Raw genomic sequence first — 17,141 nt, 5'->3', positions numbered from 1 at the left:
GGTCAGAGCCCCAGCACCGCCATCGCCGCGTTGTGGCCGGGGACCCCGCTGACGCCGCCGCCGCGCACCGCCCCCGCACCGCACAGCAGTACGTTGCGGTGGGCGGTCTCCACGCCCCACCGTCCGGAGTCGCCGTACGGCCAGGACAGGTCCCGGTGGAAGATGTGGCCGCCGGGCAGGCGCAGGTCGCGTTCCAGGTCCAGAGGGGTCTTCGCCTCGATGCACGGGCGGCCGTCCGAATCGAAGGCGAGGCAGTCGGTGAGCGGTTCGGCCAGGTGCGCGTCGAGCTGCGCGAGGGTGGCGGTCAGCAGCACCTCGCGCGCCTGCCGGTTGTCGTGTCCGAAGAGCCGGGCCGGGGTGTGCAGGCCGAAGAGGGTGAGCGTCTGGTAGCCCTGCTCCACCAGTTCCGGCCCGAGGATCGTCGGGTCGGTCAGCGAGTGGCAGTAGATCTCCGAGGGCGGTACCGAGGGCAGCTCCCCGGCCGCGGCCTCCCTGTACGCCCTCGCGAGCTGCTCGTAGCCCTCGGCGATGTGGAAGGTACCGCCGAAGGCCTCGCGCGGGTCGACGGCGGTGTCCCGCAGCCGGGGCAGGCGCCGGAGCAGCATGTTGACCTTGAGCTGGGCCCCTTCGGGCGCCGGCCCGGCCGGCTGGGCCGGTGCCTCGCCGAGGAGTTCCGCCAGCGCCTGCGGCGAGGCGTTGACCAGCACCGTCCGGCCGACGACCCGCCCTTCGCCGACCGCCGTCCGGAACACCACCTCGGCCGGCGCGATGCCGTCCGTGTCGATCCGCAGCACCTCGTGCCCGGTGGCGATCTCCGCACCGGCCGCCCGCGCGGCCCCGGCCAGGGCGTCCGTGAGCGCTCCCATGCCGCCGACGGGCACGTCCCAGTCGCCGGTCCCGCCGCCGATGACGTGGTACAGGAAACAGCGGTTCTGCGCGAGCGAGGGGTCGTGCGCGTCCGCGAAGGTGCCGATCAGCCCGTCGGTGAGGACCACGCCCCGGACCAGGTCGTCGGCGAAGTGCCGCTCCACCGCGTGTCCGAGGGGCTCCTCGAACAGCATCCGCCAGGCCGCTTCGTCGTCGATCCGGGCGCGCAGCGCCTCACGGGTGGGCAGCGGCTCGGTCAGCGTCGGAAAGACCTTCCCCGCGACTCGGCCGGTGGTTCCGTAGAAGGCGCGCCAGCTCTCGTACTCCCGCTCCGAGCCGGTCAGCCGCGCGAAGGACTCCCTGGTGCGCGCCTCGCCGCCGCCGACGAGCAGGCCGCCGGGGCGCCCGTCGCGCAAGGCGGGCGTGTACGAGGAGACGGTGCGCTTGCGGACCTCGAAACGCAGCCCCAGATCGCGCACGATCTTCGCGGGGAGCAGGGAGACGAGGTACGAGTAGCGCGAGAGGCGGGCGTCGACACCCGCGAAGGGGCGGCTGGAGATGGCCGCACCGCCGGTGTTCCCGAGCCGTTCCAGGACCAGCACGGACCGGCCCGCCCGGGCCAGGTACGCGGCGGCCACCAGGCCGTTGTGCCCGCCGCCCACGATCACATCGTCGTAGACGTCGTGTCCGAACCCGCTGGAGCCCCGCATGGCTGTCATGGCTCTTGGTAGCACACCTGGCCGAGCCGTTCCAGACAGTACGCCTCGTCGGCGTGGGCCAGGACGGTGTCGGGATGCTCGTCACCCAAGGACCGCTCGCGGATGCCGGAGAGCTCACGGTAGATGGGCAGCGCCTCGTCCCAGCGGCCCAGCCGGCCGAGTCCGACGGCGAGTTCGCGGCGGCTGACCAGGGTGTCCGCGTGCTCGGCGCCGAGCACCTCGGCCCGTGCGGCGCCCACCTGCCGCGCCTCGGCCACCGCCTCCTCCCAGCGGTCCAGGCGGCCCAGGTTGACGCCGAGGACGTGCCGGGCCCGGAGCGTCTCCGGGTCGGCGGCCCCGTACGCGCGGGTCCGGTCCCGGACCAGGGACCGGAACAGGTCGAGGGCCTGGGCGGTGTTCCCGGTACGGCCGAGCGCGATGCCCACCTCGTAGCGCGCGGCCAGGGTGTCGGGGTGGTCGCGGCCGAGCACCCGCTCCCGGAGGGCGGCGACCTCGCGGAAGCCGGCCAGGGCCTCGTGCCAGCGGTCCAGGCGGCCGAGCGCGTACGCCGCCTCGTAACGGGTCAGGAGGGTGTCCGCGTGCTCGGCGCCCAGGACGGCCGCCCGGTCGGCGGCGACGCCGGCTGCGGTGGCGTGGGCCTCCGCGAACCGGCCGAGCGCTCCCAGGGCGCAGGCCAGGTTGTGGCGGCAGCGCAGGGTGTCGGGGTGGCGCGGGCCCATGCTGCGCTCGCGGGCGACGAGCACCGCGCGGTAGACGCCGTACGCCTCCTCGTGGCGTCCGAGCCGGCCCAGTTCGTACCCGGCCTCCTGGCGCGCCGCGAGGGTGTCGGCGTGGTCCGGGCCGAGTACCCGTGCGCGTCCGTCGGCCACGGCTTCGTACACGGCGAGCGCCTCCTCGGGACGGCCGGCCCGGCTGAGGGCGAAGGCGCGCGTGTGCCCGGCGGCCAGGGCGTCGGGGCCGGTCACGCGGGGCCCGGGCACGCGCGGGAACCCGTACGGGGCGGTGAGCCGCGGGTCCTCGGCGGGCGCGGGGCGGACGATCCGCCGCAGCCCGCCGACCGGCTGCTCGCCGCTGGGGCGCGCCGTCCAGGAACCTGTGAGCACCGCCCACGCGCCGCTCGCGGGACGCGCCTCGGTCCCCGCCTTGCGTCCGGCGGTCATCCCACGGGCCCATGCCGGGAGGGGGGCCTGGGCGCCGGGCAGCCCGCCCGGGCCGACGCGCGCCTCGACGAGCCGCCGGTGCAGGTGGCGGGCGTCGACGGGCCGGTCCTCGGGGCGCTTGGCGAGGAGGTCCAGGACGGCCTGCTCGAAGTACTCCGGCAGTTCGGGCCGGTGCTCGCGGAGCGGGACGGGCGCGTTGTCGCGGTGGCCGACGAGCACGGACCAGGAGTCGCCGAGGTCGAAGGGCGGGGCACCGGTGGCGATCTCGTACAGGACGCAGCCGAGGGAGTAGAGGTCGCTGCGGTGGTCCACCTCGCCGCCTGCGATCTGCTCGGGCGACATGTAGTGCGGGGTGCCCATGGCCATGCCGCCGCCGGTGAGCTTGGCGGTGAAGCCGATGTCGTGGGCGAGACGGGCGATGCCGAAGTCGCAGATCTTCACCGTGCCGTCGGTGAGCCGCATGATGTTGGCGGGCTTCAGATCGCGGTGGACGACGCCCTGGTCGTGGGTGTAGCCGAGGGCGGCGGCCACCTGCTCGGCGATGTCGACGACCACGTCCACGGGGAGCGGGCGGGTCCCGTTGTCCTCCAGGAGCTGGCTGAGGTTGCGGCCTTCGAGGAGTTCCATGACGAGGTAGAGGGGGCCGCCCGCGGCGCTGTCGTCGCCGAAGTCGTGGACGACGGTGACGCCCCGGTGCTGGAGGGACGCGGCGACGCGCGCCTCGCGGCGGAAGCGCTCGCGCAGCACCTGGGTGAAGTGGTTGTCCTGCTCCGGTCCGAGCGGTTTGAGGCATTTCACGGCGACGTGTCGGCCCAGCGACTCGTCCCGGGCACGCCAAACCTCGCCCATGCCGCCGCGACCGATCAGATCGAGCGACCGGTACCGGCCCTGGATCAGTCTGGACTCCGCCATGTCTTGAAGTCGCCCCCGTTGTCGTGCCATGCCCTCCCCGGCCGGTCCAGTATGGCCGCTGATGTACGCAGTGTGTACGGCGAGGGGCGACTCCCGGGGCCCATGCGACGCATCGCTTTCAAGATGTGACCTGGAGGCAGCTGCCAGCGCAGACCTGCGGGAATGCTGCGCAGTACGTGTCCGGTGAGGCGCAGGCGCCGGGTGACCGTACGTGGGGCCGGTGCGGGCCGCCCGTACAGCTGGTGCGCCCATGTGGGGAGGGAGCCGTAGGCGAGGCCGGCCAGCGGGCGCCACAGCAGATTTCGGCCAGGCACGAGGAGCGGGTGGACGGGCGGGCCGCGCAGGAAGTCGTCCACCGCGCGGGCGTCGGGGCCGGCCGCGAGCTCGGGACGGATCTCCTCGAAGTACGCGGCCAGCTGCGCGGTGTCGGCGGGGACCGCGGCCGGATCGAGTCCGACGAGGCGGGCGTTCACGCGGTTCTCGTCGACGTAGCGGTCGGCCTGGGCGGGGGTGAGGGGGACGCCGGAGCGACGCAGGACGTGCAGGAAGCTGTCGATCTGCGCGCAGTGGATCCACAGCAGCAGCGCGGGGTCGTCGACGGGGAAGCGGTCGCCGGTGTCCGGGTCGGTGGCGGACAGCGTCCGGTGGATCTTCCGTACGCGGGCGCCGGCCCGTTCGGCGGCCTCGGTCGTGCCGTAGGTGAGGGTTCCGACGAAGTCGGCGGTGCGCAGCAGCCGCCCCCACGCATCTTTCCGGAAGTCGGAATTCTCCATGACCCCGCGTACGGCGCGCGGGTGCAGGGCCTGGAGGTAGAGGGCGCGGACGCCGGCGATCCACATCACCGGATCGCCGTGGCACTGCCAGGTGACGGAGGCCGGCCCGTACAGTCCCGGGTCGGGCACGACCGTGGTGCTTCCCATCGCCGTACCTCCCTGTCGCGGGCGCCCGCCGACTCCAGCGTACGAGGCGGTCGGCGCGGCGGCCCAGGTGATCGCGTACGAGTCCTACGACGGGAAGCCGTGCCGGGGTCAGCGGCGGACGCGGGGCATGCCTAGGCCGATCCACGAGATGATCTCGCGCTGGATCTCGTTGTTGCCGCCGCCGAAGGTGAAGATGACGGCGCTGCGGTAGCCGCGTTCGAGCTCGCCGTGCAGGACCGCTCCGGCGGAGCCGTCCTTGAGGGAGCCCGCCGCGCCGACGACTTCCATGAGCCAGGCGTACGCGTCGCGGCGCGCCTCGGAACCGTAGACCTTGACCGCTGAGGCGTCCTGGGGGGTGAGGGTGCCGGACTGGACGGCGTTCACCATCTGCCAGTTGAGCAGCTTCATCGCGTCGAGGCGGGCGTGGGTGCGGGCGAGGCGGCCGCGGACCCAGGACAGGTCGATCACCCGGCGGCCGTCGGCGAGTTTCGTCCCGGCGGCCCAGCGCTGGACGTCGTGCAGGGCGCGGATGGCCATGGTGCCGTGGGCGGCGAGGGTCACGCGCTCGTGGTTGAGCTGATTGGTGATCAGGCGCCAGCCCTTGTTCTCCTGGCCGACGCGGCGGGTGGCGGGGACGCGGATGTTCTCGTAGTAGCTGGCGGTGGTGTCGTGCGAGGCCAGGGTGTTGATGAGGGTGCAGGAGTAGCCGGGGTCGGAGGTCGGCACCAGGAGCATGGTGATGCCCTTGTGCGCCGGGGCGTTCGGATCGGTGCGGACGGCGAGCCAGATCCAGTCGGCGGTGTCTCCGTTGGTGGTCCAGATCTTCTGCCCGTTGACGACGTAGGTGCCGGTCTCCTCGTCGCCCTCGCGGACCGCCTTGCACTTGAGCGCGGCGAGGTCGGTGCCCGCGTCGGGCTCGCTGTAGCCGATCGCGAAGTCGATCTCGCCGGCGAGGATCCTGGGGAGGAAGTACGCCTTCTGCTCGTCGGTACCGAACTGCATGATGGTCGGCCCGACGGTGTTGAGCGCCATCAGCGGCAGGGGGACGACGGCCTGCGCGGCCTCGTCGAAGAAGATGAACTGGTCCATCGGGGACATCCCGCGGCCGCCGTACTCCTTCGGCCAGCCGACCCCGAGCCAGCCGTCGGCGCCGAGCCGGCGGATGGTCTCCCGGTAGAACCGCTTCTGCGCTGCCGGGTCCTCGTAGCGGGCGTAGACGTCCTCAGGGATCAGCCGGGCGAAGTAGGCACGCAGCTCGGCGCGCAACTGCTGCTGCTCAGGCGTGTATTCGAGGTGCACGGCCCCTCCGGGATTCTCTCGGTCCGTCGTCGCTGGCGGAGGGCAGACTAGAACCTGTTACAAGAATCCGGAAGGGTCGGCGGGCTAGGGTTTCGGCATGGACGCACAGACGGTGACGGTGGGCAGCGAGATCGTGGCCGAACTCCCCGGGTTCAAGAACTACTACAAGGGGACCCCGACCCCGTTCCGCCTGCGACGGCGCCGGCACGACGGGGCGTGGCTGTACGAGTTGGGCTCGCCGGTCGCCGCGGCGCAGACGCTGGCGGGGGTGGCGCGCGAGGAGGACGTACGGGCCTTCGCGCACGGGATCCTGGAGGTGCTGGAGGTGGGCACCGGGGAGCCGGACTTCCCCCTGTACGACGACGGCTACGCGGAGACGAGCGTGACGGTCGGGTACGGGCCCGAGCTGTACCTGTGCGTGGAGGCCGCCTTCGGGCTCGCGGCGGACCGGGTGGGGACCTCACCGAGCGGCGAGCCCTTGTACTCCAACCCCTTCGGCGGGTCCCACGTGTACCTGGGCGAGATCTCACCGGCCGAGCCCGAGGTCCTGACCGGGCTGGCCCGGGAGTTGCTGGCCGCACTCGACACCTGACCTGCCCGGACGGGCCGGGCAGGCGGGGCCGGTGACCGCGGTCACCGGAAGAAGATCACCGAACGCAGCTTCAGACGCTCCGAGCCACGACCGGTGTACGGGCGCAGGTCGAACTCGTCACCCGTGCAGTCGGGGTTGGTGAACACCCGCGCGAGGGCGTCGGTCCGGTTGCGCGGCGAAAAGGCCGGCTCGGAGGAGTGCGGGTCGGCGGCCTCGGGGATGACGGTGCACTCGTGCCCCTCCGGGTCGATCAGGAATCCCTGCTGCGGCTCCCCGCTCAGGCCGATGTAGGAGTACTCGAAGTCACCGGCCGCGGCGGTGGCCGAGCCGGGCACGGCGAGGAGCAGGGTGAGGGCGCCGGCTGCGGCCACGGCGGCGGTACGGAGACGCATGGGGGCTTCCCTTTCGGTTTCGGAAGGCGACGCCAACCACGCTAGCGCTCACCCAGCGTGACCAAACGATTCGTCCGCACCACCGAAATGGGGGTTCGACACCGGATCGCCCAGGGGACCGGGCGACCTGCCCCCGGGGCCGCGTGCGCGCTACGTGTACAGCTCGACGACGTCGAAGCAGATGAGGTCGCGCTCCGCGTCGAGGAGGAACTCGCCAGAGGAGGAGGTGAACAGGTCCGTGCCGGGCCTGTTCATCAGCGTGTCGAAGGCCTCGCTCCGCTGCCAGGCCGCGCCGGCGGGCACGTACGGCTTCAGGCGGCCCGGAAGGCCCTTCGGCTCCGCGGCCGCGAAGGAGTAGTCGGGGTTGCGCAGGATGCCGGCCACCTGGCCGGGCCCGAGGCGGGCGACGCCGACCAGCCGGATCCGGGAGTCCGGGCTGGGGATGCCGCGGTCGCCTCCGACGGGCTCGTCCATGTCGTAGCCCTGCCAGTGCGCCTCGGCGAGTTCGCCCGCCGCATGGAACCGCAGGTTCAGCGGCGCCAGATCGGTACGGACCCGGCGCGGGTCCGGCTCGTCGGACGACAGCGCGGACGCCACCCCGAACCCGGCGCCCGCCAGCAGCAGCGGGCCGCCCAGGATCAGCAGGAACCGGCGTCTGCTGGTGCGGCCGCGCTGCGACTCCATCGTGTCCCCCCGGTGCCCGTCAGTTCAGGGCGCTGATCATAGCCTCGGCCGTCGCCGCCATCGCCGTGCGGGCAGCCGTCAGATAGGGCCTGGGGTCCGCCGCGGTGAGGTGGGTGCGGATGGCCCCGGTCATCGCCACGTTCAGCGCGGTGCCGATGTTGACCTTGCGGATGCCGCCCGCGACGGCCGCCGCGAGCTCCGTGTCCGGCAGCCCGGAAGAACCGTGCAGGACGAGCGGCACGTCGACCGTCTTGGCCAGCCGGGCCAGCAGCGCGTGGTCCAGGGAGGCGGTCCGGCTGGTCATGGCGTGGCTGCTGCCGATGGCGACGGCCAGCGCGTCGACCCCGGAGTCGGCGACGAACCGGTGCGCCTCGTCCGGGTCGGTACGGGCGCCGGGCGCGTGCGGATCCAGTGGCGCCGCCCCGTTCTTGCCGCCGACCTCGCCCAGCTCCGCTTCGATCCAGAGTCCGTTGACGTGTGCCCAGTCCGCGGCCGAGCGGGTCGCCTCCAGGTTCTCGGCGTACGGCAGGTGCGCGGCGTCGTACATCACGGAGCTGAATCCCGCGTCTCCGGCCTGGCGCAGCAGTTCGGGGCTCTTGACGTGGTCGAGGTGCAGGCCGACCGGGACGCCCGCGGCCTCGGCACAGGCGGCGGCCGCGCGGGAGATGGGCAGCAGATGTCCGCCGCGGAACTTCACGGCGTTCTCGCTCAGTTGGAGGATGACCGGCAGTCCGGCCGCCTCGGCGCCGGCGACGACGGCTTCGGCGTGCTCCAGGGTGATGATGTTGAAGGCGGCGACGGCGCGGCCCGCGCCGGCCGCCTCCCGGACGAGCGTGCCCGAGGGGACGAGGCTCATCGGACCGCCTCCTCTCCGGTGGTGAGGATCACCGAGCGGGTGAGGTGGCGCGGCGTGTCCGGATCCAGCTTCTGGTGGGCGGCGACGGCGAGGGCCAGGCGGTGCACCCGGACCAGCTCGGCGAGCGGGTCGAGCCGCCCGGCCACCCACTGGGCGCCGGTACCGCGCACCTGGTCGGCGAGCCCGTCGGGGGCCTCGTCGAGGGACCAGGTGACGGTGCCGGGGCCGGAGACGCTGATGGGCCCGTGCCGGTACTCCATCGCCGGGTAGGACTCGGCCCAGGACAGGGAGGCCTCGCGCATCTTCAGCGCGGCCTCGTTCGCGAGGCCGACGCTCCAGCCTCGGCCGAGGAAGGTGAACTGCCCCCGGCTCGCCAGCTCGGCGGGCAGCGGCTCGGCCAGCGCCGTGCGCGCGTCGGCCACGACTCCCGCGGAGTGCAGCCCGGCGTGGGCGCGCAGCAGGGTGAGGGCGGTGGTGGCGAAGCGGGTCTGGACGACGGACCGCTCGTCGGCGAAGTCGAGGACGACGAGCTCGTCCGCGAGGGTCATCACCGGGGTGGCCGGATCTCCGATGACGGCGGTCGTGGGCACGCCCGCGTCCCGCAGCCCGGCCAGCAGGTCCAGCACCTCGGTGGTGGTCCCGGACCGGGTGAGGGCGACGACCCGGTCGTAGCGGCGGTGGCTCGGGAACTCCGAGGCGGGGAAGGCGTCGGTCTCCCCCTGGCCTGCCTCCTCCCGCAACGCGGCGGCCGCCTGGGCCATGTAGTACGAGGTCCCGCACCCGACGATCGCGGTACGCTCCCCCGGCTGCGGCAGCACCGCCCGCCGGGCCGGGGCCAGTTCGGCGGCCCGCTCCCAGCATTCGGGCTGCGTTCCCAACTCGTGCGCGACGTGACTCATGCAGGCTCCCTCATGCGGCAGACGGGTCTGAATGCGTGTTCTTGCAAGGTAGCGGGCTGTTTCGCGCAACTTCAAGCATCTACGGGTGGATCGCCTGAGTTAATGTCGGCGTGTAGGCCAATGGAGAGCGAAGGGGGCGGCCGATGACCCGCAAGGAGCGCTGGCAGACGCTGCTGGATCTGCTGGTTGAGCGGGGCGAGCTGGAGGTGGAGCCGGCCGCCGAGATCCTCGGCGTGTCCGCCGCGACCATCCGCCGCGACCTCGATCAGCTGGCCGAGCAGCAGCTGCTGGTCCGTACGCGTGGCGGGGCGGTGATGCACGGGGTCAGTTACGAACTCCCCCTGCGCTACCGCACCTCGCGCCGGGCGGCCGAGAAGCACCGCATCAGCGAGGCCGTGGCCGCCCTGATCACCCCGGGCGAGGTCATCGGCCTGACGGGCGGCACCACGACCACCGAGGTGGCTCGGGCCCTGGCCGGGCGCCCGGACCTGGCTTCCGGCTCCCCGGCGCTGACGGTGGTGACCAACGCCCTCAACATCGCGGGCGAGTTGGTGATCCGGCCGCAGTTCAAGATCGTGCTGACCGGCGGGGTGGCCCGCCCGCAGTCGTACGAGCTGACGGGCCCGCTCGCCGAGCAGGTCCTAGGGCAGCTCGCGGTGGACACGGCGGTGCTGGGCGTGGACGGCTTCGATCCGGCGGACGGCGCCGCGACCCGGCACGAGGACGAGGCCTCGGTGAACCGCCTGCTGTGCGAGCGGGCCCGCCGGGTGGTGATCGCGGCCGACTCCAGCAAGCTGGGCGTGCGCGCCTTCGCCCGTATCTGCGCGACCTCGTCGGTGGACGTCCTGGTGACGGACACCGGCCTGACGGCGGCGGTCGCGCAGGAGTTCGCGGCGGCGGGCGTGGAGGTCGTGCGGGTATGAGCGGCACGACGAGCGGCACGACGAGCGGCGGGGCGGGCGTCGATCCCCTGCGCCTCACCGTCCTCGGCAGCGCGACGCCGTATCCGCGAGCGGACAACCCCTGTTCCGGCTACCTGGTGTCCGGCGGCGGCACGCGGATCTGGATGGACGCCGGCAGCGGGACGCTGGGGCCGCTGCAGCGGTACGTCGGGCTGGGCGAGCTGGACGCGGTCTGGATCTCGCACCTGCACGCCGACCACAGCGCGGACCTCCTCACGGCGTACTACGGCCTGCTCTTCGCCGACGTCGAACGCGCCGCGCCGCTGCCACTGTTCGGCCCGCCGGGCATCGCGGACCGGCTGGCCGGGTTCCTCACCAACGGAGCGGAGCGCAGCCCGGTGGAGTCCGCCTTCGCCGTGCACGAGCTGTCCGACGGGCATCGGGTACGGGTGGGCGCGCTCACCCTCACCAGCCGGGCCGTGGCCCACGGCATGCCCGCCTTCGCCGTGCGCGTCGAGGCCGGCGGCCACTCGTTGGTCTACTCCGGGGACACGGCGCCCTGCCCCGCGCTGACGGCCCTCGCCGAGGGGTGCGACGTACTGCTCTGCGAGGCGGAGAGCGTGCGCCGCCCGGCGCCGGACGAGGCCGAACACCTCCACCACACGCCGGAGGAGGCCGGTCGGACAGCGGCGGCCGCGCGCGCCGGCCGGCTGGTCGTCACCCACGTGGGCCGCGGCCTCGGCCCGGACGAGGCGGTGGCCCGCGCCTCGGCGCACTACGGCGGCCCCGTCGACCACGCCGCGCCCGGGGCCGTGTTCACGGTCGGCTGACCGGGCCGGCTCCGGCGTACGGGCGCCGGTGTCCCGGCTCCGGCGTCCCGGCTCCGGCGTACGGGCTCGTGCTCCCGCTCCGCCGTTCAGTGCGCCGGCAGCCGCTCCGATTCCCGGACCAGGGCGGCCAGGACGGGGGCGACCAGGGGGTGGGTCTCGCCGCCGCGGCGGGTGGCGGCGAAGACCCGGCGGGTGGCGGCCGGTCCGGCGACCGGGCGGACCTGGACCTCCTTGAGGTCCATGCCCCGCAGCGCCGAGCGCGGTACGAGGGCCACCCCGGCCCCGGCGCCCACCAGCGCCGTCACCGCCCGGAAGTCGTCGGAGGAGTGCACGAACCGGGGCTGGAACCCGGCCAGTTCGCACGCCAGCAGCGTCACGTCGTGGCACGGGTTGCCGGGGTACTGGCCCACCCAGTCCGAGTCGGACAGGTCCGCCAGCGATACCGCGGGCAGGTCGGCGAGCGGGTGTCCCGAGGGCAGCACCGCGTCGAAGGGCTCCGCGTACAGCGGCAGGACCGACAGCCGGGCGTCGTCCGCGCCCGGCCCGCCCCGGTACTCGACCGCCAGGGCGACGTCCGCCTCGCCGTCGAGCAGCATCGGCAGGCTCTGGTCACCCTCCGCGTCCCGTACCCGCAGCCGGATCCCCGGGTGGTCCAGCGCGAGCCGGGCGATGGCCGGAGCCAGCACCTCGGCGATGCCGGTGGCGAAGGCGGCCACCGTGACCTCGCCGGCCGAACCGCCCGCGTAGGCCGCGAGCTCGGCCTCGGCACGCTCCAGCTGGGCCAGCACCTCGTGGGCGTGGCCGAGCAGGATCTCACCGGCCGCCGTGAGCCGCACGCCCCGGCCGCTGCGGGAGAGCAGGGCGTGGCCCGTCTCCTGTTCCAGCGCCGCGAGCTGCTGGGAGACGGCCGAGGGGGTGAGGTACAGGGCTGCGGCCGCGGCGGTCACCGTACGGTGGTCCGCCACGGCCCGCAGGATGCGCAGCCGGCGGGGGTCGATCACCCCATCATTGTCTCAGGATGCACAGCCCCCTCAGGCCCCAGTGGTCCCGAGCGCCGCACGGGCGTCGACGAAGGCCGCCACCGCGCGCTCCACGTCGGCCGTCGAGTGGGCCGCCGAGAGCTGCACGCGGATGCGCGCCGCACCCATCGGCACCACCGGGTAGGAGAAGCCGATCACGTACACGCCGCGCTCCAGCAGCAGCTCCGCCATCCGGGCCGCCTCGGCCGCGTCACCGATCATCACCGGGGCGATGGCGTGGTCGCCGGGCAGGATCTCGAAGCCGGCCTCGGTCATCTTCGTACGGAAGAGCGCGGTGTTGGCGGCGAGGTGCTCGCGCAGGTCGCCGGCCGACTCCAGCAGGTCGAGGACCTTGAGGGAGGCCGCCGCGATGACCGGGGCGAGGGAGTTGGAGAAGAGGTACGGGCGCGAGCGCTGGCGCAGCAGCTCGACGATCTCGGCGCGCGCCGCGACGTAGCCGCCGGAGGCGCCGCCGAGGGCCTTGCCGAGGGTGCCGGTGATGATGTCGACGCGGTCCATGACCCCGTGCAGTTCGGGGGTGCCGCGGCCACCGGGGCCGACGAAGCCGACTGCGTGCGAGTCGTCGACCATGACCATGGCGTCGTAGCGCTCGGCCAGGTCGCAGATCTCCGCGAGGGGGGCGACGTAGCCGTCCATCGAGAAGACGCCGTCGGTGACGATCAGCTTGCGGCGGGCGCCGCCCTCGGTGGCCTCCTTGAGCCGGGTCTCCAGCTCCGCCATGTCGCGGTTGGCGTAGCGGAAGCGGCGGGCCTTGGAGAGGCGGATGCCGTCGATGATCGAGGCGTGGTTGAGAGCGTCGGAGATGACCGCGTCCTCGGCGCCGAGGAGGGTCTCGAAGACACCGCCGTTGGCGTCGAAGCAGGAGGAGTAGAGGATCGTGTCCTCCTGGCCGAGGAAGGCCGACAGGCGCGCCTCCAGCTCCTTGTGCACCTCCTGAGTGCCGCAGATGAAGCGGACGGAGGCCATGCCGTAGCCCCAGCGGTCCAGCGCGTCCTTCGCCGCGGCGACGACCTCGGGGTGGTCGGCCAGCCCCAGGTAGTTGTTGGCGCAGAAGTTGAGGACCTCTCCAGGGGCGCCGCCCGCGGTGACGGCGACGGCGGCGCTCTGCGGGGTGCCGATGACGCGCTCGGGCTTGTGCAGGCCGGCGGCGCGGATCTCGTCGAGGGTGGCGCGCAGGTCCTCGCGGACGGACTCGAACATGGTGCGGTTCTCCTTGTGCGGTGCGCCGTCCGGCGGAGCGGAGGCAAACGGGAGGGGCCGGACCCCGCGGAGGTGGGGGTCCCCCCGGACGGAGTCTGGGGGAGAGAGGTGTGCGGGGCCCGGCCTGAGGGAGATGGTCCGGGAAGTGGCGGGCGGCTGTTACGCCGTCCAGTCCAGGATGATCTTGCCGCTGCGGGCGGTCGAGGCCTCGTCGAACGCCGCCTCGAAGTCGCGGTGCGAGTAGCGGCCGGTGATGACCGGGCTGAGGTCGAGCCCGCCCTCCAGCAGCACCGTCATCGCGTACCAGGTCTCGAACATCTCGCGGCCGTAGATGCCCTTGATCGTGATCATCGAGGTGACGACCTTGGCCCAGTCCACCGGGAACTCCTGCGCGGGCAGGCCCAGCATGGCGATCCGGCCGCCGTGCGTCATGTTGTCGATCATGTCGCGCATCGCCTCGGCGCGGCCGGACATCTCCAGGCCGATGTCGAAGCCCTCGCGCAAGCCCAGCTGCGCCTGCGCCTCGGCGATGGAGGACTCGGCGACGTTCACCGCGAGCGTGGCGCCGGCCTTGCGGGCGATCTCCAGCCGCTCGGGGCTGACGTCGGTGATGACCACGTTGCGGGCGCCCGCGTGCCGGGCCACGGCCGCCGCCATGATCCCGATCGGGCCGGCGCCGGTGATCAGTACGTCCTCGCCGACCAGCGGGAAGGACAGCGCGGTGTGCACGGCGTTGCCGAACGGGTCGAAGATCGCCGCGACGTCCAGGTCCACCGCGGTCCGGTGCACCCACACGTTCTGCGCGGGCAGGACCACGTACTCGGCGAAGGCGCCGTCGCGGCCGACACCGAGCCCGATCGTGCTGCGGCACAGGTGGCGGCGCCCGGCCAGGCAGTTGCGGCACTTGCCGCACACCAGGTGTCCCTCGCCGCTGACCAGCGCGCCGATCTCGATGTCGCGGACGTCCGCGCCGAGGGCGGCGACCTCGCCGACGAACTCGTGGCCGAGGACCAGCGGGGTCTTGACGGCGCCCTGCGCCCAGCCGTCCCAGGCGCGGATGTGCAGGTCGGTTCCGCAGATGCCGGTGCGCAGCACCTTGATCAGCACATCGCCGGCGCCGTACTCGGGCTCGGGGACGTCCATGAGCCACAGCCCGGGCTCGGCCTTGTGCTTGACGAGTGCCTTCATGGGGTGGCTCCAGGCATGCGGAGGGGGGCGCCGCGAGCGCGGGGGCGCGGACGGCGTCGGTGAACGGAACCAATCTGCCGAGCGGCACGGTGATCAGTCCATCGAGACTTTCTTAAGCGGGCCGACAGCCCAGCTTCACGCCTATGCTCCTCACGTGACGGGGCGGGGGCCGGCGACGGCCAGGGGAAAAGGGGAGGTGAGGGGCGTGCCGAGTCTGCGCAGCAGGGCGCTGTCGGTGGCGCTGATCGCGGCGGGACGGCGAAGACGGTTCGCGAGCGCGGAGGCGGTACGGAGCCGGGTGGCCCAGTCCGCCCGGCGGCCCGCTTCCCATCTGCCGCCGCGCCGGCTGGGCCGGGTCGCGGAGGTCTCGCGGACCTTCGTCGGGGCGTGGCCGGTGTACGACGTCTCCCCGCGCGGGACCGAGCCGGTGGCCCAGGTGCTGTACGTGCACGGCGGCGCATACGTGGGCGAACTGGTCCGCCCGCACTGGGCGATGGTGCGGACCCTGGTCACACGGGCGCGGGCGCGTGTCGTCGTACCCGCCTACATCCTGGCCCCGCGCGGGACGGCCGACCGGACGGTCCCGGTCGCCGCCGACCTGCTCAGCGGTCTCATCGCGAGCGGCGGCGCGGGCGGGACGGTACTCATCGGCGACTCCGCCGGCGCCGGGCTGGCGCTGGCCGCCGCCCAGCGGCTGCACGAACGCACCGGGGCGCGCCCCTGCCGGATCGTGCTGATCTCGCCGTGGCTGGACGTGACCATGAGCCATCCGGACCAGGCGGGCATCGAGGCGGCCGATCCGGTGCTGGCGCTCCCGGGGCTGCGGGAGGCCGGGCGCCTCTACGCCGGGACCCTGGCCGCCGACGATCCCCGGGTGAGCCCGCTGAACGGGTCCTTCGAGGGGCTGGCGCCGCTGACGGTGTTCAGCGGGACCCGGGACGTACTGAGCACGGACAGCAGGGAACTGGTGCGCCGGGCGCGCGCGGCCGGTGTGGAGGTGGAGTTCCACGAGGAGGCGGGGCTGCCGCACGGCTACCCGCTGCTGCCGCTGCCGGAGGGGCAGGCGGCGCGCGACCGGATCGTGGAGCTGATCCGGTCGGCGGCGGAGCTGTGACGGCAACCGGGAACAGGGGCAAGGGCCGGCTATCACGGGCGGTACCGGGCGTCAAGCCACGAATTCCTGTGGCATGACCGCGGGCTTGCGGCGGGGTTTATTTGAAGCAGGCCCCACCGGGGAAGTCCCCGGACGGTCAAGCAGACATCCCACATCCCCCCTCGCAACGCCTAGCGGAGAATTCCGATGAACAAGATCACCTGGAACCGTCGTATCGTCCTGGCCGCAGCTTCCGTGACGCTGATCGGCGGCGGCGTAGCCCTTCCCGCGACCGCGATGGCCGCGCCGACGGCTCCGCAGCACGCCGTGACCCTGGCCCCCCAGGACGGAGACCACGGCGACGATGACCCCGGCCTCCACGACGGCGACCTCAGCGTCCCCGGCGTCATGGGCGGTGACCTCATGGACCCCGATTACCCGCCGGGCGATGAAGGCGACAGCTGGACCCCCAACAGCAACGGCGGCTCCAGTGTGACCGGTGGCGACTGGGAGGACGACAACACGATGGTCGGCGGCGACGCGACGTCCGGCGGCCACACCGGGTCCAGCAAGCACCACGGGTCCGGCAGTCACAAGGGGACCCATAAGCACAAGGGGTCCGATGACGACCTCGACGACGTCCTCGACCTCGAACTGTGAGCGTCGAACGGCTGATCGTGCGCCCCATCACCCGTCGGCAGGCCGACGGGTGATCGGCATGTCAGGTGACCGGTCATCCGGACCCGACGCCGATCCCGAACACCTGGCTAGGCCACGCAGGTCATCAGCGAGCTGATCGGCCAGGCGCGGTACGCCGTCCAGTACGCCTCGTCGCGTAGGTGATCGGCGGGCGGGGTCCGGTTCGGCTGCCAGCCGACCGTAGTGAAGCCGGCCTCGACGGCGGCTTCGGCCAGGTCGGCGTGGGACCACTCCCGAAACTCGAACGGCACCGGCGGGTCGGTCAGGAAGTGCGCCTTCAGCAGCGGCGCGTCGCCGCTCTGGACCCGGTCGAGGATGCGGACCCCGTACGGCGACCAGTCCACGCGCGGGAACGCCCCGGCGTTGGGCACGATGGCGAGCAGCCGTCCGCCGGCGCGCAGGCTGGCGCGCACCGACCGGAACACCGCGTGCAGTTCCCGGCGGTCAGGCGTGTGGTGGAACGGATAGAGGGCGGTGGCGAGGTCGAACGGGCCGAGGTCGGGCAGGCCCTCGGTGTCGGCGACGTGGTACTCGATGTTCTCGGTGTCCGGCCGGTCCTTCACCGCCCCGTGCTCGCGGGCCAGCGTGATCATCTCTTCCGAGACGTCCACGCCGACGGTCCGCCGGGCGCCGCCGCGGGCCAGCAGCCGGGTGTTGAAGCCGTATCCGCAGGCCAGGTCGAGGGCGTCGAGCCCGCGTACCCCGCCGAGCGCGTCGATGGCTCCGTGCAGGGTATAGGTGTCGGCCGCCGAGAAGGCCGCGGTGGTCCTGGACTCCGCGTAGCGCTCGCCGATGGTGTCGTACTGGAACCGCATGCTCTGCCTTCCGGTGGCCTGCCGGTGGGGTGGGACGGCTGGGACGGGTGGGACGCGTGCGTATCGTGCCCCGC

General features: G+C 73.2%; 17 protein-coding genes. 5 read left to right on the top strand and 12 right to left on the bottom strand.

Annotation, left to right across the window (positions count from 1 at the left end; all coding sequences use genetic code 11):
- Positions 1–2: 2 nt before the first annotated feature.
- The 4 genes from ACFYOB_RS08800 to ACFYOB_RS08785 all read right to left on the bottom strand — a co-directional run bounded on the left by ACFYOB_RS08800 (position 3) and on the right by ACFYOB_RS08785 (position 5,877).
- Complete coding sequence (locus ACFYOB_RS08800) at positions 3–1,586, bottom strand: phytoene desaturase family protein (protein WP_388556502.1); 1,584 nt, start codon at positions 1,584–1,586, stop codon at positions 3–5.
- Positions 1,583–3,658: a tetratricopeptide repeat protein gene (locus ACFYOB_RS08795; RefSeq protein ID WP_388556499.1), complete on the bottom strand. Its 2,076-nt coding sequence runs from the start codon at positions 3,656–3,658 to the stop codon at positions 1,583–1,585. Before ACFYOB_RS08795 ends, ACFYOB_RS08800 begins: the two co-directional genes overlap by 4 nt.
- Complete coding sequence (locus tag ACFYOB_RS08790; RefSeq protein ID WP_388556497.1) at positions 3,640–4,578, bottom strand: oxygenase MpaB family protein; 939 nt, start codon at positions 4,576–4,578, stop codon at positions 3,640–3,642. The genes ACFYOB_RS08795 and ACFYOB_RS08790 overlap by 19 nt, the downstream gene beginning before the upstream one ends.
- A gap of 108 nt (positions 4,579–4,686) precedes the next feature.
- Positions 4,687–5,877 carry an acyl-CoA dehydrogenase family protein gene (locus ACFYOB_RS08785; protein WP_388556494.1) on the bottom strand — a complete coding sequence of 397 codons (1,191 nt, stop codon included), beginning with the start codon at positions 5,875–5,877 and terminating at the stop codon, positions 4,687–4,689.
- A gap of 97 nt (positions 5,878–5,974) precedes the next feature.
- On the opposite strand from ACFYOB_RS08785, the gene ACFYOB_RS08780 reads away from it, so the two are divergent.
- Positions 5,975–6,469, top strand: a complete 495-nt coding sequence (locus ACFYOB_RS08780) for a hypothetical protein (protein ID WP_388556491.1) — start codon at positions 5,975–5,977, stop codon at positions 6,467–6,469.
- 41 nt (positions 6,470–6,510) lie between these two features.
- On the opposite strand, the gene ACFYOB_RS08775 is transcribed toward ACFYOB_RS08780, so the two are convergent.
- From ACFYOB_RS08775 to ACFYOB_RS08760, 4 genes are all read right to left on the bottom strand, one after another.
- Positions 6,511–6,861 carry a hypothetical protein gene (locus tag ACFYOB_RS08775; RefSeq protein WP_388556488.1) on the bottom strand — a complete coding sequence of 117 codons (351 nt, stop codon included), beginning with the start codon at positions 6,859–6,861 and terminating at the stop codon, positions 6,511–6,513.
- A 150-nt stretch (positions 6,862–7,011) separates the two neighbouring features.
- Positions 7,012–7,545: a hypothetical protein gene (locus ACFYOB_RS08770; RefSeq protein ID WP_388556485.1), complete on the bottom strand. Its 534-nt coding sequence runs from the start codon at positions 7,543–7,545 to the stop codon at positions 7,012–7,014.
- 19 nt (positions 7,546–7,564) lie between these two features.
- Positions 7,565–8,401 carry a ketose-bisphosphate aldolase gene (locus ACFYOB_RS08765; protein WP_388556482.1) on the bottom strand — a complete coding sequence of 279 codons (837 nt, stop codon included), beginning with the start codon at positions 8,399–8,401 and terminating at the stop codon, positions 7,565–7,567.
- Positions 8,398–9,300 carry an SIS domain-containing protein gene (locus tag ACFYOB_RS08760; RefSeq protein ID WP_388556479.1) on the bottom strand — a complete coding sequence of 301 codons (903 nt, stop codon included), beginning with the start codon at positions 9,298–9,300 and terminating at the stop codon, positions 8,398–8,400. Before ACFYOB_RS08760 ends, ACFYOB_RS08765 begins: the two co-directional genes overlap by 4 nt.
- 143 nt (positions 9,301–9,443) lie before the next feature.
- Here ACFYOB_RS08760 and ACFYOB_RS08755 point away from each other — a divergent pair, with 143 nt between their 5' ends.
- Both ACFYOB_RS08755 and ACFYOB_RS08750 read left to right on the top strand, forming a co-directional pair.
- The gene (locus ACFYOB_RS08755; protein WP_388556475.1) at positions 9,444–10,223 is read left to right on the top strand and encodes a DeoR/GlpR family DNA-binding transcription regulator; all 780 of its coding nucleotides are present in this window, start codon (positions 9,444–9,446) and stop codon (positions 10,221–10,223) included.
- A complete protein-coding gene (locus tag ACFYOB_RS08750; RefSeq protein ID WP_388556472.1) occupies positions 10,220–11,032 on the top strand; it encodes an MBL fold metallo-hydrolase in 813 nt (270 codons plus the stop codon). The genes ACFYOB_RS08755 and ACFYOB_RS08750 overlap by 4 nt, the downstream gene beginning before the upstream one ends.
- Before the next feature lie 86 nt (positions 11,033–11,118).
- Here the strand turns inward: ACFYOB_RS08750 and ACFYOB_RS08745 are convergent, their stop codons facing one another.
- The 3 genes from ACFYOB_RS08745 to tdh form a co-directional block, all read right to left on the bottom strand.
- A complete protein-coding gene (locus tag ACFYOB_RS08745; RefSeq protein WP_388556470.1) occupies positions 11,119–12,033 on the bottom strand; it encodes a LysR substrate-binding domain-containing protein in 915 nt (304 codons plus the stop codon).
- Positions 12,034–12,063: 30 nt separating this feature from the next.
- A complete protein-coding gene (locus ACFYOB_RS08740) occupies positions 12,064–13,272 on the bottom strand; it encodes a glycine C-acetyltransferase (RefSeq protein WP_388556467.1) in 1,209 nt (402 codons plus the stop codon).
- A gap of 159 nt (positions 13,273–13,431) precedes the next feature.
- Positions 13,432–14,460, bottom strand: a complete 1,029-nt coding sequence (tdh, locus tag ACFYOB_RS08735; RefSeq protein ID WP_388556465.1) for an L-threonine 3-dehydrogenase — start codon at positions 14,458–14,460, stop codon at positions 13,432–13,434.
- A gap of 205 nt (positions 14,461–14,665) precedes the next feature.
- On the opposite strand from tdh, the gene ACFYOB_RS08730 reads away from it, so the two are divergent.
- Both ACFYOB_RS08730 and ACFYOB_RS08725 read left to right on the top strand, forming a co-directional pair.
- Positions 14,666–15,574, top strand: a complete 909-nt coding sequence (locus tag ACFYOB_RS08730) for an alpha/beta hydrolase fold domain-containing protein (RefSeq protein WP_388556463.1) — start codon at positions 14,666–14,668, stop codon at positions 15,572–15,574.
- 186 nt (positions 15,575–15,760) lie between these two features.
- A complete protein-coding gene (locus ACFYOB_RS08725; protein WP_388556460.1) occupies positions 15,761–16,213 on the top strand; it encodes a hypothetical protein in 453 nt (150 codons plus the stop codon).
- A 107-nt stretch (positions 16,214–16,320) separates the two neighbouring features.
- On the opposite strand, the gene ACFYOB_RS08720 is transcribed toward ACFYOB_RS08725, so the two are convergent.
- Complete coding sequence (locus tag ACFYOB_RS08720) at positions 16,321–17,067, bottom strand: class I SAM-dependent methyltransferase (RefSeq protein ID WP_388556457.1); 747 nt, start codon at positions 17,065–17,067, stop codon at positions 16,321–16,323.
- Between the last annotated feature and the right edge of the window lie 74 nt (positions 17,068–17,141).

This window comes from Streptomyces sp. NPDC006463 (genome assembly GCF_042870715.1).
Lineage (GTDB): Bacteria > Actinomycetota > Actinomycetes > Streptomycetales > Streptomycetaceae > Streptomyces.
The sequence above is the reverse complement of the archived record's forward strand: the minus strand, read 5'-3'. Positions and strand labels throughout refer to the sequence as shown.